Genomic DNA, 21,683 nt, shown 5'->3' on the forward strand with positions numbered 1-21,683 from the left:
GTTAATGCACTGAAATTATTAGGGAAAGAGTACAGTAATATGGTCACAGGCGAATGACCATATTACTGGGGATCCCTCAGCCCGCGGGGAGAGGGAATATATCTAGTTCCCCTTGCACTATGGGAGAGGGAATTGGCCTTACTCCCCTCTCCTTTTGGGAGAGGGGCTGGGGGAGAGGGGATCAGACGACTCAAATCTTAACCGCACTATCCGACACCCAACATTTCCCTAAACCTCCGCAAACTCGTTATCATTGCTCACCAGCAAAATAATCACTCAGATAACGATTCACTGATGACTAAACACTCGCTTAGCCCCGCGCTGATTGCGCTTATGTCTGTAGCAACCGGCCTTGCCGTCGCCAGTAACTACTACGCTCAACCACTGCTCGACACCATTGCTCGTGCTTTTTCTCTGACTGCAGGACAGGCTGGATTTATCGTCACAGCGGCCCAGCTTGGCTATGCGGCAGGTCTGCTGTTTCTGGTGCCGCTCGGCGATATGTTCGAGCGACGCGCACTGATTGTGACCATGACGCTGCTCGCGGCGGGTGGCATGTTGATCACCGCTTCCAGCCAGTCGCTGTCGATGATGATCCTCGGCACCGCCTTAACCGGGCTTTTCTCTGTTGTTGCGCAGATTTTGGTGCCGCTGGCGGCAACGCTCGCCAGCCCGGAAAAGCGTGGGAAAGTGGTCGGGACCATCATGAGCGGCTTGCTGCTCGGCATTCTTTTGGCGCGAACCGTTGCCGGATTGCTTGCGAGCCTGGGCGGTTGGCGCACCGTTTATTGGCTCGCTTCAGGCTTGATGGTGCTGATGGCGATTGCCCTCTGGCGCGGTCTCCCTCAGGTTAAACAAGAAACACACCTTAATTATCCGCAACTTCTGCGTTCGGTCTTCAGCCTGTTTATCCATGACAAACTGCTGCGAACCCGCGCATTACTCGGTTGCCTGACCTTCGCAAACTTCAGCATCCTCTGGACTTCAATGGCCTTCCTGCTGGCCGGTGCCCCTTTCCATTTCTCTGAAGGCGTTATCGGGCTGTTTGGGCTGGCAGGCGCAGCAGGTGCGCTGGGCGCTCGCCCGGCTGGCGGTTTCGTGGACAAGGGCAAATCGCATTTGACCACCACCACCGGTCTGGTCCTTCTGTTGCTCTCATGGGTGGCCATTTGGTTCGGCCATGCCTCGGTGCTGGCACTGATTGTGGGGATTCTGGTCCTCGACCTGACCGTGCAAGGTGTGCACATCACCAACCAAACCGTCATTTATCGCGTGCAGCCAGACGCACGAAATCGCCTGACCGCCGGTTACATGACCAGCTACTTCATTGGCGGTGCGGCAGGTTCCCTGATTTCGGCTTACGCCTGGCAGCACTACGGCTGGACGGGGGTGTGTGCAGCCGGGGCGGTAATGGCGGCGCTGAATTTACTGGTATGGTGGCGAGGATTTCATCGACAGGACGCGATTGCCTGAAAAGGCTTCACATTCATGGCGTTATTCCTGCATTGGGGTGTTAAGGCACCCCTTTGTCTGTTAAGGTTATCAACCTGATCAACCCGGTAACTGTTTCTCGGGTAATTATTACACTTTCACGATGAAACCTCCTGGGACGCTGACGGCGCGGTCGTTCGCCGTCAGACAATACTTTTTATGAATAAATTGCTCCGCCCCATACTTTCGGTGCATTAATTCATTTACTTTATTTGTCACTGTCGTTACTATATCGGCTGAAATTAATGAGGTTATGCCCAAATGGATAGTTCGTTTACGCCCATTGAACAAATGCTAAAATTTCGCGCCAGCCGCCATGAAGATTTCCCTTATCAGGAAATCCTTCTGACTCGCCTGTGCATGCACATGCAAGGTAAGTTGCTGGAAAACCGCAATAAAATGCTGAAAGCTCAAGGGATTAACGAGACGTTATTTATGGCGTTAATCACGCTGGAGTCTCAGGAAAACCATAGCATTCAGCCTTCTGAGCTGAGCTGTGCGCTGGGATCTTCCCGTACTAACGCGACCCGTATTGCCGATGAACTGGAAAAACGTGGCTGGATTGAACGCCGCGAAAGCGACAACGACCGCCGCTGCCTGCATTTGCAACTCACCGAGAAAGGTCATCAGTTCCTGCGCGAAGTGTTACCGCCGCAGCACAACTGCCTGCACCAGCTCTGGTCCTCTTTAAGCGTGACCGAAAAAGAAAGCCTTGAGCAAATCACCCGCAAGCTCCTGACTCGTCTGGATCAGATGGACGAAGACGGCGTGGTGCTCGACGCACTTCGTTAAGCGTGTGACTCGCTCACCATCCTGATTAATAAAAGAAAACTGACAGGCCAGCAGCGTAAAACTGCTGGCCTTTCTGACAAACAGGTCGGCTCAGCCGATGTGAAATAATAAGATCGTGGAGAACAACATGAGCGCGAATGCGGAGACTCAAACCCCGCAGCAACCGGCCAGCAAGAAAGGCAAACGTAAGGGTGCCCTTCTGCTTCTGACCTTGCTCTTTATTGTTATTGCAGTGGCATATGGGATCTATTGGTTTTTAGTACTGCGTCATTATGAAGAAACCGATGACGCATACGTGGCAGGGAACCAGGTTCAAATCATGGCACAGGTGTCTGGCAGCGTGACGAAAGTCTGGGCTGATAACACCGACTACGTGCAAAAAGGCGACGTGCTGGTCACGCTCGACCAGACCGATGCCCAGCAGGCATTCGAGAAGGCGAAAACGGGCTTAGCTTCCAGCGTTCGTCAGACCCGTCAGTTAATGATCAACAGCAAGCAGCTTCAGGCGAGCATTGACGTTAAAAAGACCGCTCTGTCACAAGCGCAGACTGACCTTAATCGCCGCATTCCGCTTGGCAGCGCCAATTTGATTGGCCGTGAAGAGCTGCAACACGCGCGCGATGCGGTAGCCAGTGCGCAGGCAGAACTGAACGTCGCTATTCAGCAATACAACGCCAACCAGGCGATGGTGCTGGGCACTCAGCTTGAAAATCAACCGGCTGTTCAACAGGCCGCGACGGAAGTGCGTAATGCCTGGCTTGCCTTGCAACGTACCAAAATCGTCAGCCCAATGACCGGTTATGTCTCTCGTCGTGCCGTTCAGCCTGGCGCGCAAATTAGCCCAACCACGCCGCTGATGGCGGTGGTTCCGGCCACCAATCTGTGGGTGGATGCGAACTTCAAAGAAACTCAGCTGGCGCATATGCGCATCGGTCAGACTGCAACCATTGTCAGCGATATCTACGGTGATGATGTGAAGTACACCGGTAAGATTGTGGGCCTCGATATGGGGACTGGCAGCGCCTTCTCCCTGCTTCCGGCACAAAACGCCACCGGTAACTGGATCAAAGTGGTTCAGCGTCTGCCTGTACGTATTGAGCTGGATGAGAAGCAACTGGCACAACACCCACTGCGCATCGGCCTCTCTACGCTGGTGAAAGTGGACACCGCCGATCGCGGTGGCGAGATACTGGCAAGCCAGGTGCGTAGCAGCCCGGCATACGAAAGTAATGCTCGTGAAATCAGTCTCGACCCGGTGAATAAACTGATTGATGGCATCGTCCAGGCTAACGCCAACTGATCAGGGGTGAGCGTAATGCAACAGCAACAACCGCAAAAACCTCTGGAAGGTGCGCAACTGGTCATCATGACCATTGCCCTCTCTCTGGCGACGTTTATGCAGGTGCTGGATTCGACGATCGCCAACGTGGCGATCCCGACCATTGCCGGTAACCTTGGCTCATCGCTGAGCCAGGGGACCTGGGTCATCACCTCTTTCGGGGTGGCGAACGCCATCTCGATCCCGATCACCGGCTGGCTGGCAAAGCGCGTAGGTGAAGTAAAACTGTTCCTGTGGTCGACAATCGCGTTTGTGATTGCGTCCTGGGCCTGTGGCGTGTCCAACAGCCTGACCATGCTGATTTTCTTCCGCGTGATTCAGGGTGTGGTCGCCGGGCCGCTGATCCCACTGTCGCAAAGTTTGCTGCTGAGCAACTATCCACCTGCCAAGCGTTCTGTCGCGCTGGCGTTATGGTCAATGACGGTTATCGTGGCGCCGATTTGCGGCCCGATCCTCGGCGGCTATATCAGCGATAACTATCACTGGGGCTGGATCTTCTTTATCAACGTGCCGATTGGTGCGGTGGTGGTTCTGCTGACGCTGCAAAGCCTGCGCGGGCGTGAAACTCGCACCGAACAAAGGCGCATCGACGGTGTGGGTCTCGCGCTCTTAGTGATTGGTATCGGCAGCTTGCAGGTGATGCTCGACCGCGGGAAAGAGCTCGACTGGTTTAACTCAACAGAAGTGGTGGTGCTGGCGATTGCCGCCGTGGTGGCGATAAGTTTCTTGATTGTCTGGGAACTCACCGACGATAACCCGATAGTCGATTTATCGCTCTTTAAGTCGCGAAACTTTACCATCGGCACGCTCAGTATCAGCCTCGCGTACATGCTCTACTTCGGCGCGATCGTTCTGCTGCCGCAGCTGTTGCAGGAGGTGTACGGTTACACCGCTACCTGGGCCGGACTTGCGTCTGCACCGGTGGGGGTTATTCCGGTTCTGCTGTCGCCGATTATCGGGCGCTTTGCCCATAAGCTCGACATGCGACGGCTGGTCACCTTCAGCTTTATCATGTATGCCGTGTGTTTCTACTGGCGTGCGTATACGTTCGAACCGGGCATGGACTTTGGCGCATCCGCGTGGCCGCAGTTTATTCAGGGCTTCGCCGTGGCCTGCTTCTTTATGCCACTGACGACTATCACGCTGTCAGGATTGCCTCCGGAGCGGCTTGCGGCGGCATCGAGCCTGTCGAACTTTACCCGTACGCTGGCAGGCTCAATCGGGACGTCGTTTACCACGACCATGTGGACCAACCGCGAAGCGATGCACCACGCACAATTAACGGAAGCAGTGACGCCGTATAACCCGAACGCCCAGCAAATGTATGATCAGTTGCAAGGGCTGGGGATGACGCAGCAGCAGGCATCCGGCTATATCGCGCAGGAGATCACCGCCCAGGGCTTAATCATTTCGGCTAATGAAATTTTCTGGATTTCAGCGGGGATCTTTATCGTTTTGCTGGGCCTCATCTGGCTCGCCAGACCGCCATTTGGTGCGGGCGGTGGCGGCGGTGGTGCTCACTGACCAAAAGCCAGTTCGTGATGAACTTATGCTGGTCACTTAAAGTGACCAGCAGCTTTTCCTCAGGATATTTTTAGCTTATCGCTCGAATACACTGAATAGCGTCGCTCTCTTCTTCCCGGAAATCCCCACCTTTTCACTTTCTCATACCGCGTACTTAACTCGCCAGTCCGTGGTAATGCCAGCCGCAGTCGCGTGATTTAATTTGCTAAGGGTTTGTAAAGTTTATAAATAGACGAATACAAAAATTACTTTAGTTACTCAACATTCAGATCATTCTGATTCTGGAGTACATTCAATTTGTCCTGTAACACGATTGCATTGCAGGGCCAAGTAAACAATCCTGCTGAGTATTCATTTTTTTGCCGCCCCTGGGGGCGGCTTTTTTTGAGTTGCTCATAACATTCACACTTCCAGTGGAATATCGATAAGCACTTCAACAGATTTGATCTGGTTTTTTCTCACCAGAACTGAAACTATTTGTTCAATAATGTAGGTGGCACTGACATGCACGTTCATTTTGTACAATACGTAATTCAGCGCTCTTTGAAAAAATAGAAAATAATATTCCTTTGGCCCTTTGTAGCGAAATTGAGCATAGACTCCGCTGGATAAAAAAATTGGCGTGTCGTTTGTACCTTCTGAAACCTCATGCCCCAGCAATTTGTGGATAACAATAGCTTCTTTGTTTTCATCACGGTCTACACAGACAGCACTGATTCGTGGTGCTTTGACAAATCTCTCCTGGTATTTATCAATACAATCGAGAGAGAACTGATGATATTTATCTGCAGTGATATCCATCCCACTATTGTATGATACATGCATCCCGTTTATCACTTTCACTTCGTTCTTAATTATTTTGGGTTCATCGATTTTTGAAAGTGACATAATCTGAACAGGCAGTAAAAAGCTCCTGACAAGCATCAATTCACCATTCCGGTACTGAGAGGGGGACATCCCAGAGACCTCTTTAAAGCAACGTGTATAACTTGAGATGCATTCAAACTGGAATTCATCGGCGATATCACTGATGGACTTTGACGTGAACTTTAATGCTTTCATTGTTTCGCTGATGCGCCTCAAACGCATATAACGCCCCAGTGACAAGCCAGTATGAAATTTAAAAACACGTTGAAGGTGCCATGAGCTATACCCTGCTTTATCTGCCACATCGGCAATGCTCAAATTGCTGTTTAAATTACCTTCAATCCAGGCCAATATTTCAGATACGATTTTCTCTGAGAATGAATGTTTCACGATTCTTACCGCCGTTTAGGTTTCCAGTTAACAGGGTCGCAAAAGTTATCCCCTTCGCGCATGCTTTACTGAAGTTGGAATATTCTGAGGTTCTTAACGATTATCAATAATGATGAGTTCTTTTCCTTTCCAAAGAGATTTGTATTTCAATTGACGGACAAATTCTCCGTACCCTGGTTGCGGTACAGATGTTATTTTTTTCCGTTGAGGTGAATGCAATGAAGAGGCACGACTGTGCTCTCCAGATGCCCGATGAGCACTTGCATTAAGCTCACCTTGCAACTCCAGCAAAATAATATTTTCTTTCTTGCCAGAGAGTTTACTCGTCAACGTGTGAATGAAATTTTGTCTGATGAAATGCTGCTTCTCATATTTTCTGGCAAGTACAGACTTGAGCTTTTGGCGTCTGTAGCTTCTGCGTTTTTTTCTCGCCAATTGCGATTTTAGTGCGATTATTCCCGCATTCAGTTTGCCGATGGTGCTCGGGGCATGAATGCCCTTTCCATCAACAAACAAAACAAAGTTATCTTTCCCAACATGCGTTTGGATTTTAATATCAAGTTGAACGTTTTCTTTATTTTTCATTTCTTTCTCGCCTGTCGCTTTCAAACAAGATCGACACATAATATTTTTTCGTTGGCGTTCTGGATACCGTGGCTGATTTTATGACTGGAGGACAAGTTTTTCCGCCACGAGACTTAAGCCACCCAACCTTCGGCAACCTGATTTTGTTGTTGGCATACTTAATGCAGCCAGCTGCGGTTGTCGTATAACTCGCATGACTGGAAAATTTTGATTTAAATCGCGGAAAACCCGGTTTACCCCCCTCTTTAAGACTCTTAAAAAAATGCTTAAATGCCATATCAACACAACGACAGGCAAACTGAAGGGCCTGGCTATCAACCTCATATAACCACGGGTTGTCAGGCTTTAGCTTCGGCAAACGATTGATTAGCTGGAACCGGGAGGGGTGCGCAGAGTTTCTTGAATAAGAATCCTGGCAATAAGACAATGCCTCATTATACACCCAGCGACAGCATCCAAACGTTTTCTCAATAAGATTTTGCTGTAGTGTTGTAGGGTAAATACGAATTTTTTGAGAATACAACATACGCCCTCTCACAAGCAACCCAATCCTGGGTAATTGAATTTTTTTCCCGATCTTTCATGCATTCACAATGCATAAATTCTCCCTTCAACCACAGAGTTAATTATGTCCAGGAGCGTAGATTCGGCCCGATCTGGGCCTATAAAGCAGCAAATAACGGGTTTAATAATTCCTTCCTGTGAGAGGGATATCAAGAGCAGGTACGATTATTTTTAACTATTTGTTAAGTTTGACTTGTAACGCCACCACATGATACGCACATATAAATTTGTTATTTCATGCTTTGCGATTTGTGCCATCCAAATTGCAAATTGACATCACCTCACGGGTTGTCTGATTGAACAACTCACTCCATTAAGATTTATTAAAAATCCGATTTACTTAAGCATGGTGAGATATCCACTATAAGATATACTTTTCAAATTTTTGTTTTACTTACAGGTTTCTTTACGTAAAACTTAGCCGTAACTTTAAGCTAAGATAGCAAATAAATTACTTAATTAGACCACCCTTACCAAAACGTTAATATTTTCGGATATGAAAATGACAATAGCTACCAACGTTACCTTCGACGATATGGACGGATTTAATGCGCTAATCGACTTTGTTAAATCACATGCAGTTCAGCGCAGATACAGTAAAGGTGAATCATTAGTTCTAAATAACTCAGACGTCGGTTTTGTTCTGGAAGGGTCAGTTTGTGTTTACTATAAAGGAAATGGTAAATTCATCGATAATGCGTTTTATGGCATGCCCATCATGGAACACAATAAAACAACCAAAAAACACCCATTTTATTATCGTATCGAAAGCGACGCGGTGATTGCTGTACTGCCAACGGAGCGTATTTTTGATAATAAATCAACTCACCGCCCCCATCATGCCATGGTCTTTCTTTCATTAATTCATACAATCTTTGAAAAATTGGCTTTTGTTTATGAAACAAGGCACGGTGGGAATGGCTATCATGTTGTGAAAGAGCTGATTGAACTTTATCACCATGAAACGCACGTGACACAGGGCCTTGCGAGTTATATTTTAAAACGCACATATCTTTCGAATAGCTACGTTTTCAAAATCATTGCGACCTTAAAGAAAAATAAATACATCGAGATGGAAAATGCTCGACTGGTGAGAATCATAAAACCCCTTCCTGATAAAATATAAATCATTTAATGATCATCGTATTCAGGGTGAACATCAACCTCCCTGACATGGAACGCTATTGTCATTTTCAGCCCATAAATGAGTGGTGCGATGATAGCCGACGCTATAAGCAAGATAAATATCATACTTATTAAGAATCATTTAAATGCGCTTTTTTACACACCAGAGATCGTCCTTATGTTAACCAAAAAAATAATACCCTGCCTTGTTGCTGGCGCCGCTTGTATAGCAAACATCAGCTATGCTGCCGATACCGATAACTTAACACCAGCAGAAATGGAAAAGATTGCGAAAATGACCGCCAATCCAGTGGGTGCCGCCTGGATGTTATGGACACAATATGACAATACCCAGATTCGGGGTGATAAATTCAGCGGCACGGTATCCCGCACCACTTTCCAGCCGGTGATGTCATTCCCCTTGAAGTTTGGTCAAAGCGACTGGAATTTTATCGTCAGGCCTGTTCTGCAATATTACAACACGCCGGATTTAGGGCATGTCTCCACCAAAAGTAATGGCTCCGTTGTTGCACATGGCAGGGCAAGCGGTATGGGGGACACAGGCCTTTTGACATTGCTCGGGCCTAATAAAGAAGATGGGTTTGTTTGGGGAGTGGGGGCGACACAAATATTCGATACTGCGGAGAATGATTTTCAGGGACAGGGTCGCTATCAGGTTGGCCCAGCACTGCTCGTCGCAAAATTAGCGCCCCATCCTGGCGGCACCAATGTCGGGGTTCTCGCCCAGCACTGGTGGTCAGCGGATAATAAAAGCAACCGTAAAGATACCAGCCATACGGATATTCAGTACTTTATCAATTACCGTTTAAGTGGAACTGAACTGGTCGGTATGAGCCCCGACATTACCATTGACTGGAAAAAAGATCAGGGTGACAGATTAACGCTTCCTATCGGGTTGGGATATTCAAACGTCATTAAAATGGGCAAGTTGCCCGTGAGTTTTGCTGTGGAATTACAATATTCCATCGTCTCTCCAGATGATACGGGAACCCGCTGGAACATGAAATTCATGTTCATTCCTGTATTACCAAGCCCATTCATTTAATTTTTTGGCTGGCATAAGTTCGGCAGGCGTTATGCAGCAGGCCTGGTGACAGGCATAAACGCGGCCTGCTCGCTGAAAAATCAGAAAGAAATTCCGTGTTCATTAATGATGTAGACATCGACAAGGAGGAAAGAAAGTGGAACTTTTGCAGGCAATCGGATTTGGGCTGGTGATGTTACTTCCACTGACAAACCCGCTCACTACGGTTGCGCTTTTCCTCGGCCTGTCAGGGGATATGACCGACAGTGAGCGCGCAAGCACGTCTCGAAGGACATCCCGGAATGTCTTTATTATCATGCTCGTTGCTTACTATGCGGGCCAGGTAGTGATGAATACGTTCGGGATTTCTATTCCAGGCCTGAGGATCGCTGGGGGCTTGATTGTCGGGCTGATTGGCTTTCACATGCTGTTCCCAAAAGATAAAGCTCACGAATCGCCAGAATCAAAAATAAAGGCAAAAGACCTTAGCGAAAGCCCGGAAACCAATACTGCGTTTGTTCCACTGGCCATGCCTGGCACTGCGGGGCCGGGGACTATCGCGATGATTATCAGCGCCGCATCAACCATCCAGCACGGTGTTGATTTTTCACCCTGGGTTATTCTTGCCGCGCCCCCGCTTATTTTCTTGCTGGTGAGCCTCATTCTCTGGGGTAGCCTGCACTGCTCGGGGGCGGTTATGCGGTTAGTCGGCAGAAGCGGCATTGAGGCTATTTCTCGCTTAATGGGTTTCTTGCTGATTTGTATGGGTGTGCAATTCATCATCAACGGTGTGCTGGAAATCATCAAAACAGGTCTGGGTTGACCTGGTGTTTTCAGCATTCTGAGGTTTGATTTGGCGCTAAATGACAGAGCAGCGAACGCACTCTGAAGAGTTAATCATGTCGGCGGCGGGTGAAAATCCCATTGAAAAGGGTTCATGATGAACATGAACCCTTTTTGCATCAGTCACGGGATCGGCATGAGTTCGTGATGAACTGACGTTTGCCATCCGGTACCGTCCAGGGAACTAGATGTGCAGTTCCTGCAGCTTCTCTTTCGGCAGCGCCAGCTCATCATTGCTGTTCACTCGCACGCCACGGTCGATAATGCTACGGGCGATATCCTGTGCTTCCTGCAGTGAGTGCATGGTGTAAGTGCCGCACTGATAGACGTTCAGTTCCGGGATCTGGTTCTGCTCTTTGACCTTCAGAACATCCGCCATCGCCGCCTTCCACGCGTCAGCTACGCGGGTTTCATCCGGCGTACCAATCAAACTCATGTAGAAACCAGTCCGGCAACCCATTGGGGAAATATCGATGATCTCGACGCCATTCCCGTTCAGGTGATCGCGCATAAAGCCCGCGAACAGATGTTCAAGCGTGTGAATGCCCTTCTCTGGCATCACTTCTTTGTTCGGTACGCAAAAGCGCAGATCAAAGACGGTGATCTCATCGCCGTGCGGCGTGTGCATGGTTTTTGCGACGCGGACCGCAGGGGCTTCCATTCGGGTATGGTCGACAGTGAAGCTATCTAATAACGGCATTTTGTCTCCTCCGAACTCTTCGTTTTCCCTTGTGCCATCAGGGCTGAGAGAAAAAATGACTGAAGAGTGTGATTTTTTTATAAATAAACTGAACTCTTTGTTCCCGGGCGAGTCTGAGTATATGAAAGACGCGCATTTGTTATCATCATCCCTGTTCTTCAGAGATGAAAGTTTGGCCACAATGATGTGGCCTTTTTCTTTTCTGTCAGGCGTGACGCGCAACCACCGCAGCAAACGGCTCGGTGTCCGCCTCTTCAATCTGACGCTGACGCGCGATTGACGCTTCACGTTCCGCTTCGAAATCCGCTTCGTGCAAAATCTCTAACGGCTCTTCGCGCAGCATTGTACGGTACTGTTCGCCCAATGCTTTACCTGTCCCGCCAATGCCACTTTCAAGCATAGAACGCAAAATGCGAGCTGAGAAAGTTAATTCCGGATTGTCAAAGCTTGCGACCAGCTCATCACACACCTGTTGATAGGCATTTCCGCCTTCGATGCTGTCCAGGGTCTGGGCGACGCGTTTCAGGTCGGCAAACAAATCTTTGCCCACTTTCGCCAGCGGGAACTGCGCGGTTTCGCAACCAATGCCCAGCGTCAGCCCAGGCTTGCGGCCTTCCAGAATCACACGATTCCAGTTGGTGCGGGTACACAGCAGTTCATCGCTGCTCATCTCTGGCGCATCCGCCAGCACACACCAGACCATAAACAGGTCAAGGAAGCGTACCTGCTGCTCGTCCACCCCAATCGGCGAGAACGGGTTGATGTCTAACGAGCGCACTTCGATGTATTCGATACCGCCACGCAGCAACGCATCAGAAGGCGTTTCACCGCTGCGGGTCACACGTTTTGGACGAATCGGCGCGTACAGCTCGTTCTCAATCTGCAGAATGTTGCTGTTGATTTGCAGGAACTTGCCGTCTTTCTCGACGCCGATTTTGGCGTACTCTTCCGACGGCGTTTTGATCGCCCGCTTCAATCCTGCCACATAGCCATGCAGATCGTTAAACGTAATGCCGAGATTGCTTTGCGACTTATTGGTATAACCCAGGTCGCTCAGACGCAAAGAGGTCGCGTACGGCAGGTAGTACATGCCACATTCGGTTTTCTCAAACGGTAGCGTTGTCGGTTTACCTTGCAGGAACGACGAACAAATTGCCGGAGAAGCACCGAACAGGTACGGGATCACCCAACCAAAACGGTAGTAATTGCGAATCAGGCGGAAATACCCGTCAGAGATGGCCTCTTTGCCGTCTTCCGTGCCGTTAACGCCACACTTCGCTTGCCAGAAGGCCATCGGCAACGAGAAGTTATAATGCACGCCGGAAATCGTCTGCATCAGCGCGCCGTAGCGGTTTTTCAGCCCTTCACGGTACAGCGTCTTCAGACGCCCTACGTTTGACGTGCCATATTGCGCCAGTTCGATTTCCTGACCGGGTGCGATGTAGCACGGCATGCTGAGCGGCCACATGCGTTCTTCGCCGATATGACGAGCCGTGTAACGATGCACGTCGCGCATCAGCGTCAGCATATGGTCGATATCACCGTCTACAGGCGTGATAAATTCCAGTAAGGCTTCAGCAAAATCGGTGGTAATCCATTTATGGGTCAGCGCCGAGCCAAGAGCATCCTGATGGCCGGTTGTTGCCAGTGAACCGTCAGCATTGACGCGCAGTGTTTCGCGCTCAAGCCCACGTTGAATTCCTCGCACAGCCTGAGGATGCTTTTCCAGCCAGGCCAGCGCCTGTGATACGTCCGGGATCAAATTGACCTCCCGCCTGTCGAAATCATTTTATTAAGCATAATTGTAATGGTTGACGATTAAAGGTCACAATCAGTCCAATTAGTGCCACCACGTCATACCTTGCAGCGTTGCTGCGGCAATGACCACATAGCGCAGCGCCTTGCCAAGGCACAAGAAAAAAAGCACCGGTCCCCACGAGATGCGCATCCATCCCGCCAGCAGACACAGTAAATCGCCGATGACAGGCATCCAGCTTAGTAACAGTGTGGCGGCCCCGTAACGTCTTAGCCAGCCCACTGCTTTTTCCCGCCAGCGTGAATTATCACGCAGCGGAAATAAACGCCCAAGAATAACGTTAGTTACCCCTCCAAGGCTATTACCCATTGTTGCTATTAAAACAAGAAGCCAGGGATGACTGACTTTGGCTATCAGCATGCCGACCAGCACCACTTCAGAGTTACCGGGCAGTAACGTGGCACTGAGAAAACTACTGGCAAACAAGGAGAATAGCGACAGCGTGTCACTCACAGCAAACGCACGTCCACAGCATCCATTCCCGCAAGACGGGCGGCTTCAAGGCCAAAGTCGGCATCTTCAAAGACCACGCACTGTTCAGGCGCTACGCCCATTAATTCGGCACAAAGCAGAAAAGTATCGGGAGCGGGCTTGTGATGCTTAACATGATCAGCGGCAACGACTGCCGTAAAGTATTGCCGCAGCCCTAAATGGCTTAGCAGGGCTTCAGCAATGGCGCTTTCGCTGCCTGTGCCCACCGCCATGGGTCGACGGCCGTGCCACGCTTTCACCACATCAATCAGTGGCAGCGGGCGCACAGTGTCCAGCAGCATCGCTTTCACAGCGTCTGTTTTCTCACGGGCCAACTGGTGGGGATCGAGCGTTGCCTGATTGAGAGCGATAACTGACTCGGCAATACGCCAGGTTGGAGAACCGTTGAGAGCGACCATTGCCGCTTCATCAAAGTGCATACCGTAACGACCAAGCACCTCGTGCCAGGCCTTACGATGCGTCGGTTCTGTATCGAGGATGGTGCCATCCATGTCGAAAATCAGGCCTGCATAGCGCTCGTACATCATGCTCTCACTCACTGGATAACAGAACGTTACTTTAACGTAAAAAGGGGTCGCTTGTCGCCGCCAGCCGAAAACAACAGAGGCACCGCGAAGGTGCCTCTGAGTTAAAGTGGTTGGCGTTACTTAACCTGCATGTCGTTTTCGACCACACGCACGCCTGTGACGTTACGCGTCAGCTCGACGGCACGATTGGCAATCGCCTGGGAAGACACGAACCCGCTCAATTGTACGCGGCCTTTAAAGGTCACAACGCTGATTTCATTGGATTTGACGTCTTTATCGCTGAACAGCGCGGATTTCACCTTAGTGGTGATCACCGTGTCATCGATATAGCCGCCAGTGCTCTCTTTGGTTGACGATCCCGCACAGCCCGCCAGGGATACGGCGAAAATGCCCGCTGCACAGAACGCAGAGACAGCTTTGAACCATTTCATGGATTTCTCTCCTTGCTACCTGAAAACAGATTGAATACAGATATAAATTAGCCTGGACAGGGAAAGATGCCAATACTGAACAAGGGGTTAAGGAGTTTTCTGGGGGAGATTCTTAGAAAGTGCTATGTCTCCCTGATGTTTGCTGAGAAATCGAACTTCTCAGAAGAGTTATCATCGTTGATAGTTGGGGAGAATATGGTGCATCCGGGAGGATGACTCGCCGGAGGCTCGCCCTAAAGGGCCGTTGCTGAAGCAACGTTATCCTCTCTCGTGCTCGCTGAGAAAATGAATTTCTCTGGGGCATTATCATTGCGGATAGTTTGGGAGAATATGGTGCATCCGGGAGGATTCGAACCTCCGACCGCTCGGTTCGTAGCCGAGTACTCTATCCAGCTGAGCTACGGATGCATCGGGAATTGCTGAGGTACTGCTGATTTTCTCTGAAGCGCTATCATCGCTGATAGTTGGGGAGAATATGGTGCATCCGGGAGGATGACTCGCCGAAGGCTCGCCCTAAAGGGCCGTTGCTGAAGCAACGTTATCCTCCCTGGTGCTTGCTGAGAAATCGAATTTCTCTGAAGCGCTATCATCGCTGATAGTTGGGGAGAATATGGTGCATCCGGGAGGATTCGAACCTCCGACCGCTCGGTTCGTAGCCGAGTACTCTATCCAGCTGAGCTACGGATGCATCGGGAATTGCTGAGGTACTACTGATATCGCGTATTGCGTAAGAATGGTGCATCCGGGAGGATTCGAACCTCCGACCGCTCGGTTCGTAGCCGAGTACTCTATCCAGCTGAGCTACGGATGCATCAGGATTACTGCTTTACTGCGGATTTGATTGCCATCTAATAACAACAACCAAAAAATATAGTGCATCCGGGAGGATTACTCGCCGAAGGCTCGCCCTAAGGGCCGTTGCTGAAGCAACGTTATCCTCCCTCGTGCTTGCTGAGAAATCGAATTTCTCTGAAGCACTATCATCGCTGATAGTTGAGGAGAAGATGGTGCATCCGGGAGGATTCGAACCTCCGACCGCTCGGTTCGTAGCCGAGTACTCTATCCAGCTGAGCTACGGATGCAAAATGGCGGTGAGGCGGGGATTCGAACCCCGGATGCAGCTTTTGACCGCATACTCCCTTAGCAGGGGAGCGCCTTCAGCCTCTCGGCCACCTCACCACACGCCTCTTTCGAGTGCTTCGAGTTACTCGTAAGAGCTTCTCGTCGCTGCGTGGCGCACATATTACTTTCTGGGACTTATAAGTCAAACAATTTTTCCTGAGCTTTTACCGTTTGCACACTTCACACCCAATTAGCCTGCAAAAACGGCAAAAAGAGCGATTTATCAACAAACAAATCTGCTGCAATACTCGAAATCATCAGGCATTAGCCAGCGAGGAACTAACATAAAGAGTTGGGGAAAAACAAAGAGAGTTAGAGAAAACGGGAAAAACAGAGGGGGGGAAGAGAGAGTGCGTCTCACCGGGGAGGTGAGACGCGGAAAACTTAGTAACTGGACTGCTGGGATTTTTCAGCCTGGATACGCTGGTAGATCTCTTCACGATGGACAGAGACTTCTTTAGGGGCGTTTACGCCGATGCGTACCTGGTTGCCCTTCACCCCTAAAACTGTCACGGTGACCTCATCTCCAATCATGAGGGTCTCACCAACTCGACGAGTCAGAATCAGCATTCTTTGCTCCTTGAAAGATTAAAAGAGTCGGGTCTCTTGTATCCCGGCATTATCCATCATATAACGCCAAAAAGTAAGCGATGACAAACACGTAAACGTGTAAGCAGTCACGGCATTACATTCTGTTAAACGTAAGTTTAGCCGATTTACACAATTTCAACCTGACTTTATCGTTGTCAGTCTTGCTATTGCAAGACGCCAGAACCCAAGGATTTTGGCGTCTGCCGCGTTTATAGTTATTACAGTTTTGCGCTGACCCAGCCTTTCACGCTGGCCAGTGCGGCCGGGAGAGCCGCTGCATCCGTACCGCCGGCTTGCGCCATATCAGGACGACCGCCCCCTTTACCGCCCACCTGCTGGGCGACCATACCAACCAGTTCCCCTGCTTTCACGCGATCTGTGACATCCTTAGATACGCCCGCAATCAGAGAAACCTTATCGTCTGCTACTGTGGCCAGTACCACAATCGTGGAACCTAACTGGTTCTTCAGATCGTCAACCATAGTACGCAGCATCTTCGGCTCAACACCCGCCAGTTCACTGACCAGCAGTTTCACGCCATTGATCTCTTCCGCTTTGCTGGAGAGGTTTGCACTCTCCTGCGCGGCAGCTTGCTCTTTCAGCTGCTGAAGCTCTTTTTCCAGCTGACGAGTACGCTCCATCACAGAACGCACTTTGTCGCTCAGGTTGTGACTGTCGCCTTTCAGCAGTTGCGCCACATCACTCAGCACATCGCTCTGCGCATGCAGGCTGGCGATTGCACCTTCACCGGTCACCGCCTCGATACGGCGAACACCTGCCGCTGTACCTGATTCAGACGTGATGCGGAACAGGCCGATATCACCAGTGCGAGAGGCGTGAGTACCGCCGCACAGCTCAGTGGAGAAATCGCCCATGCTCAGCACACGTACACGCTCGTCGTATTTCTCGCCGAACAGTGCCATCGCGCCTTTCGCTTTCGCGTCTTCGAGTTCCATGACGTTGGTTTCAATCGGCAGGTTGCGGCGAATCTGGGCGTTGACCAGATCTTCCACTGCACGGAGTTCTTCCGGCTTCATGGCTTCGAAATGGGAGAAGTCAAAGCGCAGCGCTTTGTCATTCACCAGAGAGCCTTTCTGCGCCACATGCGTACCCAGAACCTGGCGAAGTGCTGCATGCATCAGGTGCGTGGCAGAGTGGTTCAGCAGAATACGGGCACGGCGTGCTTCATCAACGTCTGCCTGCACAGCGTCACCCACTTTCAGGGAACCGCTGCTCAGCTTGCCGAGATGACCGATGGCCTGGCCGTATTTCTGGGTGTCCTGAACAGCAAAAGCAAAGCCCGCGCCTTTCAATTCACCTTTATCGCCAACCTGACCACCCGATTCTGCGTAGAACGGTGTCTGGTCCAGAACAACAACCGCATCCTGACCCGCAGAAATGCTGTCTACCGCTTTACCATCGACAAACAGCGCAGTGACTTTGCCGTTCAGTTCCAGATGGTCATAGCCTTTAAATTCAGAGGCGCTGTCAACGCGGATCATCGCGTTGTAGTCTGCGCCAAAACCGCTGGATTCACGCGCACGACGGCGCTGTTCTTCCATGGCGGCTTCAAAGCCAGCTTCATCAACTTTGAGGTTACGCTCACGGCAAACGTCTGCCGTCAGGTCAACCGGGAAACCGTAGGTGTCATACAGGCGGAAAGCCGTTTCGCCATCCAGCGTGTCGCCTTTCAGCTTCGCCAGTTCTTCGTCCAGCAGCGCCAGACCACGCTCAAGCGTGCGGGCAAACTGTTCTTCTTCAGTTTTCAGAACCTGCTCAACCTGCGCCTGCTGACGCTTCAGCTCTTCACCGGCAGACCCCATGACCTCAACCAATGGGCCAACCAGTTTCCAGAAGAAGCTCTCTTTCGCGCCCAGCATATTTCCGTGGCGAATGGCTCGACGGATGATGCGACGCAGCACGTAGCCACGGTTTTCGTTGGAAGGAATAACGCCGTCAGCAATCAGGAATGCGCAAGAACGAATGTGGTCAGCGATAACGCGCAGCGATTTGTTGCTGAGATCGGTAGCACCGGTCTCTTTCGCCACAGCCTGAATCAGGGTGCGGAACAGATCGATTTCATAGTTGGAGTTCACGTGTTGCAGGACGGCAGCGATACGCTCCAGACCCATGCCGGTGTCCACAGACGGCTTCGGCAGCGGTTCCATGGTGCCGTCAGCCTGACGGTTAAACTGCATGAACACGATGTTCCAGATTTCGATGTAGCGATCACCGTCTTCTTCCGGGCTTCCTGGAGGGCCACCCCAGATATGGTCACCGTGATCGAAGAAGATTTCAGTGCAAGGACCGCAAGGACCGGTATCACCCATCTGCCAGAAGTTGTCAGAAGCGTACGCCGCACCTTTGTTGTCGCCGATGCGGATAATACGCTCGCGAGGTACGCCCACTTCGTTGGCCCAGATTTCGAAAGCTTCGTCATCGGTTTCATACACGGTGACCCACAGGCGCTCTTTAGGCAGAGCAAACCAGTTCTCACCGGTCAGCAGTTCCCACGCGTATTGAATCGCATCGTGTTTGAAGTAATCGCCAAAGCTGAAGTTACCCAGCATTTCGAAGAAAGTATGGTGACGTGCGGTGTAACCGACGTTTTCCAGATCGTTGTGCTTACCACCGGCACGCACACAGCGCTGCGAGGTTGTCGCGCGGGAATAATTACGTTTGTCGAGACCAAGGAACACGTCCTTGAACTGGTTCATCCCGGCGTTGGTAAACAGCAGAGTTGGATCGTTGTTGGGTACCAGGGAGCTGCTGGCAACTACCTGATGTCCCTTACTATGGAAAAAGTCGAGAAACGCCTGACGGATCTCAGCGGTGCTCTTGCTCATAATTATCCTGGAATCACGCTAACGGATTGAAGCAGGCGGCATCTGAACAGTTTTTACACAATCAGGCAACCTTGCAGAAATAAAGTGGGAATAAGATAAGTTTTCTTTGGAGGGAAGTAAAATACCGAGTGCTTTAGTCCGCAAAATTTCGCCAAATTCCCTGTATATCCTCCATCAGATAGCCGCGGGTGAGCAAAAAGCGCTGAACTTTCACTTTTTCAGCAAAGGCGGTTGGCAGAGGTTCGCCGTATTTGCGCTGGGCCTGTTCGCGAGCAAGCTGCAACCAGTCAATTTCGCAATCAAACATCGCCTGATCGATATCGCTTCGGCTAATGCCTTTCTGGTTCAATTCCTGACGAATACGCGCCGGGCCGTACCCTTTGCGGCTTCGGCTGGCAATAAACTGGCGGGTAAAACGGGCATCGTCGAGATAGTTGCTTTCCAGACACCAGGCTACCACTTTATCGACATCTTCCGGTGGAGCATCAATCGGTTCCGGACCGTTTTTGGTCAGCACAGGTGCGACAAGTTTTCGCCGCAGTTCTTTCTCGCTATGATCTCGCATGGCCAGAATGCGAATCGCTCTGTCCAGCAATCGTGAATACGCCGAGCGTCGAGGTGAATTTTCAGACATATCTCGCCTTTTTCCTGCGTCGTAAAATGACAAAAGGGCCGCATCAGCAGCCCTCACATCCAGACAAAGAAGGAAAAAGCGTGGTTTTTCCTTCTTTGTGGCTATCAGCCGAAAATCAATGAATTGATTTTCCTTATTTTTTACTGAAAGACACCTTTTGCCCTACGCTGGAATCCGCTTTAGCATTGAGGGTAATCAGAAATCTTCGTGGGTTTCTTCAACGTCGCCCTGGTCAGGGACGAAAGCAGGTTTGTCATCCTGATTGCTCAGCAACAGTTCACGAACTTGCTTCTCGATCTCTTTCGCTGCCGCCGGGTTCTCTTTCAGCCAGGAGATAGCATTCGCTTTACCCTGACCAATTTTGTCACCTTTGTAGCTGTACCAGGCGCCCGCTTTCTCGATCAGCTTCTCTTTCACGCCAAGGTCAACCAACTCGCCCAGGAAGTTAATGCCTTCTCCGTAGAGGATCTGGAATTCAGCCTGTTTGAACGGCGCAGCAATTTTGTTTTTCACGACCTTCACGCGGGTTTCGCTACCGACAACGTTGTCGCCCTCTTTCACCGCGCCGATACGACGGATGTCCAGACGAACAGATGCGTAGAATTTCAGTGCGTTACCGCCAGTGGTGGTTTCCGGGTTACCGAACATCACCCCAATTTTCATACGGATCTGGTTGATGAAGATAAGCAGGGTATTAGACTGCTTCAGGTTACCGGCCAGCTTACGCATGGCCTGGCTCATCATACGTGCCGCGAGGCCCATGTGAGAGTCACCGATTTCACCTTCGATTTCCGCTTTCGGCGTCAGCGCCGCCACGGAATCGACGATGATGACGTCAACCGCACCAGAACGTGCCAGCGCGTCACAAATTTCCAGGGCTTGTTCGCCGGTGTCCGGCTGGGAACACAGCAGGTTATCGATATCAACGCCCAGTTTGCGTGCATAGACTGGATCCAGTGCGTGTTCCGCATCGATAAACGCACAGGTTTTCCCTTCGCGCTGTGCCGCCGCAACCACTTGCAGCGTCAGCGTGGTTTTACCGGAAGATTCCGGCCCATAAATCTCAACAATACGACCCATCGGCAGGCCGCCGGCACCCAATGCGATATCCAGAGAGAGCGAACCGGTGGAGATGGTTTCCACATCCATGGAACGGTCTTCACCCAGGCGCATGATGGAGCCTTTACCGAATTGTTTTTCGATCTGGCCCAGTGCTGCCGCCAACGCTTTCTGTTTGTTTTCGTCGATAGCCATTATTACTCCTGTCCGGGTGTTACCGCGTAAATTCTGTTTTGTTGTCGCAATTATACTGTATGGTCATACAGTATCAAGTGTTTTGTAGAAATTGTTGCCACAGCAGTTGTAAGGCATAAGTCGTAGCCTGACGCCGCACGGCTTCACGGTCTCCTGCGAAGCATGCTTGCCGGGTAAAGCCTTGTCCATTTGCACAGGCCAGGCCAAACCAGACGGTACCGACGGGCTTTTCTTCGCTGCCGCCATCCGGGCCCGCAATGCCGCTGACAGACAGCGCATACGTTGCGCGAGCGGCCCGTAAAGCACCAATCGCCATCTCCACCACCACCGGTTCGCTGACTGCGCCGTGGTTGAGCAATGTCTCTTCACGCACGCCAATCATCTGCGATTTCGCTTCGTTGCTGTAGGTCACAAAGCTACGTTCAAACCAGGCAGAACTGCCTGAGATGTCGGTGAGGACTTTGGCTATCCAGCCACCGGTGCAAGACTCTGCGGTAGTGACAGTTGCGCCCTGCGCCTTCAGCGCCAGCCCGACCTGTTCGCTCAGGGTCATCAATTCACGATCGTTCATCGTCATCCTCAAAGCCTGAAAAAGAGGGTCACAGAGTAGCACTTTCAACATCAAAAGGGGGACGAGGTGATGGTTTTACGAGGTGGGTTCAGGAAAATCGACAGCGCCCGACAAATGCCGGGCGCATCTCAGAA

At 50.8% G+C, this 21,683-nt stretch carries 20 protein-coding genes and 5 tRNA genes; 7 read left to right on the plus strand and 18 right to left on the minus strand.

The genetic code is table 11. The annotated features are described in order from the left end of the window. Positions 1–294: 294 nt before the first annotated feature. From ACI2I2_RS23315 to emrB, 4 genes are all read left to right on the plus strand, one after another. On the plus strand, positions 295–1,473 hold the full coding sequence (locus tag ACI2I2_RS23315) for an MFS transporter (protein WP_404660110.1): 1,179 nt from the start codon (positions 295–297) through the stop codon (positions 1,471–1,473). 279 nt (positions 1,474–1,752) lie between these two features. Further along, entirely contained in the window at positions 1,753–2,283 is a 531-nt protein-coding gene (gene mprA / locus ACI2I2_RS23320; RefSeq protein WP_097164711.1) for a transcriptional repressor MprA, read from the plus strand. A gap of 127 nt (positions 2,284–2,410) precedes the next feature. Further along, positions 2,411–3,583 (plus strand): multidrug efflux MFS transporter periplasmic adaptor subunit EmrA, encoded by a 1,173-nt coding sequence (gene emrA, locus ACI2I2_RS23325; protein ID WP_404660111.1) that lies wholly within the window; start codon positions 2,411–2,413, stop codon positions 3,581–3,583. Between the two features lie 15 nt (positions 3,584–3,598). Next, positions 3,599–5,146: a multidrug efflux MFS transporter permease subunit EmrB gene (gene emrB, locus ACI2I2_RS23330; protein ID WP_404660112.1), complete on the plus strand. Its 1,548-nt coding sequence runs from the start codon at positions 3,599–3,601 to the stop codon at positions 5,144–5,146. A 402-nt stretch (positions 5,147–5,548) separates the two neighbouring features. On the opposite strand, the gene ACI2I2_RS23335 is transcribed toward emrB, so the two are convergent. From ACI2I2_RS23335 to ACI2I2_RS23345, 3 genes are all read right to left on the minus strand, one after another. Next, positions 5,549–6,403, minus strand: coding sequence for a helix-turn-helix domain-containing protein (locus ACI2I2_RS23335; protein ID WP_404660113.1), 855 nt, complete (start codon positions 6,401–6,403; stop codon positions 5,549–5,551). Between the two features lie 93 nt (positions 6,404–6,496). Continuing rightward, positions 6,497–6,988 carry a hypothetical protein gene (locus ACI2I2_RS23340; RefSeq protein WP_404660114.1) on the minus strand — a complete coding sequence of 164 codons (492 nt, stop codon included), beginning with the start codon at positions 6,986–6,988 and terminating at the stop codon, positions 6,497–6,499. Beyond that, on the minus strand, positions 6,978–7,514 hold the full coding sequence (locus tag ACI2I2_RS23345; RefSeq protein ID WP_404660115.1) for an RNA-guided endonuclease InsQ/TnpB family protein: 537 nt from the start codon (positions 7,512–7,514) through the stop codon (positions 6,978–6,980). The genes ACI2I2_RS23340 and ACI2I2_RS23345 overlap by 11 nt, the downstream gene beginning before the upstream one ends. Positions 7,515–8,054: 540 nt before the next feature. On the opposite strand from ACI2I2_RS23345, the gene ACI2I2_RS23350 reads away from it, so the two are divergent. The 3 genes from ACI2I2_RS23350 to ACI2I2_RS23360 all read left to right on the plus strand — a co-directional run bounded on the left by ACI2I2_RS23350 (position 8,055) and on the right by ACI2I2_RS23360 (position 10,545). Beyond that, on the plus strand, positions 8,055–8,678 hold the full coding sequence (locus tag ACI2I2_RS23350) for a helix-turn-helix domain-containing protein (RefSeq protein ID WP_404660116.1): 624 nt from the start codon (positions 8,055–8,057) through the stop codon (positions 8,676–8,678). Between the two features lie 90 nt (positions 8,679–8,768). Beyond that, the gene (locus tag ACI2I2_RS23355; RefSeq protein WP_404660117.1) at positions 8,769–9,743 is read left to right on the plus strand and encodes a hypothetical protein; all 975 of its coding nucleotides are present in this window, start codon (positions 8,769–8,771) and stop codon (positions 9,741–9,743) included. Positions 9,744–9,879: 136 nt separating this feature from the next. Then, positions 9,880–10,545 (plus strand): MarC family NAAT transporter, encoded by a 666-nt coding sequence (locus ACI2I2_RS23360; RefSeq protein ID WP_404660118.1) that lies wholly within the window; start codon positions 9,880–9,882, stop codon positions 10,543–10,545. A gap of 204 nt (positions 10,546–10,749) precedes the next feature. Here the strand turns inward: ACI2I2_RS23360 and luxS are convergent, their stop codons facing one another. From luxS to pncC, 15 genes are all read right to left on the minus strand, one after another. Next, a complete protein-coding gene (gene luxS / locus ACI2I2_RS23365) occupies positions 10,750–11,265 on the minus strand; it encodes an S-ribosylhomocysteine lyase (RefSeq protein ID WP_330983885.1) in 516 nt (171 codons plus the stop codon). A gap of 205 nt (positions 11,266–11,470) precedes the next feature. Beyond that, positions 11,471–13,027: a glutamate--cysteine ligase gene (gene gshA / locus ACI2I2_RS23370; RefSeq protein ID WP_404660119.1), complete on the minus strand. Its 1,557-nt coding sequence runs from the start codon at positions 13,025–13,027 to the stop codon at positions 11,471–11,473. A gap of 78 nt (positions 13,028–13,105) precedes the next feature. Next, the gene (locus ACI2I2_RS23375) at positions 13,106–13,534 is read right to left on the minus strand and encodes a YqaA family protein (RefSeq protein ID WP_404660120.1); all 429 of its coding nucleotides are present in this window, start codon (positions 13,532–13,534) and stop codon (positions 13,106–13,108) included. Then, positions 13,531–14,097, minus strand: a complete 567-nt coding sequence (gene yqaB / locus ACI2I2_RS23380; RefSeq protein ID WP_404660131.1) for a fructose-1-phosphate/6-phosphogluconate phosphatase — start codon at positions 14,095–14,097, stop codon at positions 13,531–13,533. The genes ACI2I2_RS23375 and yqaB overlap by 4 nt, the downstream gene beginning before the upstream one ends. A gap of 119 nt (positions 14,098–14,216) precedes the next feature. Further along, entirely contained in the window at positions 14,217–14,531 is a 315-nt protein-coding gene (locus tag ACI2I2_RS23385) for a BON domain-containing protein (protein WP_404660121.1), read from the minus strand. Between the two features lie 331 nt (positions 14,532–14,862). After that, positions 14,863–14,939, minus strand: a tRNA-Arg gene (locus ACI2I2_RS23390). Between the two features lie 203 nt (positions 14,940–15,142). Further along, positions 15,143–15,219 (minus strand) — tRNA-Arg (locus ACI2I2_RS23395). A gap of 46 nt (positions 15,220–15,265) precedes the next feature. Beyond that, positions 15,266–15,342: transfer RNA gene (locus ACI2I2_RS23400), tRNA-Arg, on the minus strand. A 194-nt stretch (positions 15,343–15,536) separates the two neighbouring features. After that, positions 15,537–15,613, minus strand: a tRNA-Arg gene (locus tag ACI2I2_RS23405). Positions 15,614–15,617: 4 nt separating this feature from the next. Continuing rightward, positions 15,618–15,710: transfer RNA gene (locus ACI2I2_RS23410), tRNA-Ser, on the minus strand. Between the two features lie 327 nt (positions 15,711–16,037). Next, positions 16,038–16,223, minus strand: a complete 186-nt coding sequence (gene csrA / locus ACI2I2_RS23415) for a carbon storage regulator CsrA (protein ID WP_000906486.1) — start codon at positions 16,221–16,223, stop codon at positions 16,038–16,040. A gap of 239 nt (positions 16,224–16,462) precedes the next feature. Further along, positions 16,463–19,090, minus strand: coding sequence for an alanine--tRNA ligase (gene alaS, locus ACI2I2_RS23420; protein WP_404660122.1), 2,628 nt, complete (start codon positions 19,088–19,090; stop codon positions 16,463–16,465). A 133-nt stretch (positions 19,091–19,223) separates the two neighbouring features. After that, positions 19,224–19,724, minus strand: a complete 501-nt coding sequence (gene recX / locus ACI2I2_RS23425) for a recombination regulator RecX (RefSeq protein WP_404660123.1) — start codon at positions 19,722–19,724, stop codon at positions 19,224–19,226. 195 nt (positions 19,725–19,919) lie between these two features. Then, positions 19,920–20,978, minus strand: a complete 1,059-nt coding sequence (recA, locus tag ACI2I2_RS23430; protein ID WP_404660124.1) for a recombinase RecA — start codon at positions 20,976–20,978, stop codon at positions 19,920–19,922. A gap of 73 nt (positions 20,979–21,051) precedes the next feature. After that, entirely contained in the window at positions 21,052–21,549 is a 498-nt protein-coding gene (gene pncC / locus ACI2I2_RS23435) for a nicotinamide-nucleotide amidase (protein WP_404660132.1), read from the minus strand. Between the last annotated feature and the right edge of the window lie 134 nt (positions 21,550–21,683).

This window comes from Scandinavium sp. NPDC088450 (assembly GCF_044900545.1).
Lineage (GTDB): Bacteria > Pseudomonadota > Gammaproteobacteria > Enterobacterales > Enterobacteriaceae > Scandinavium.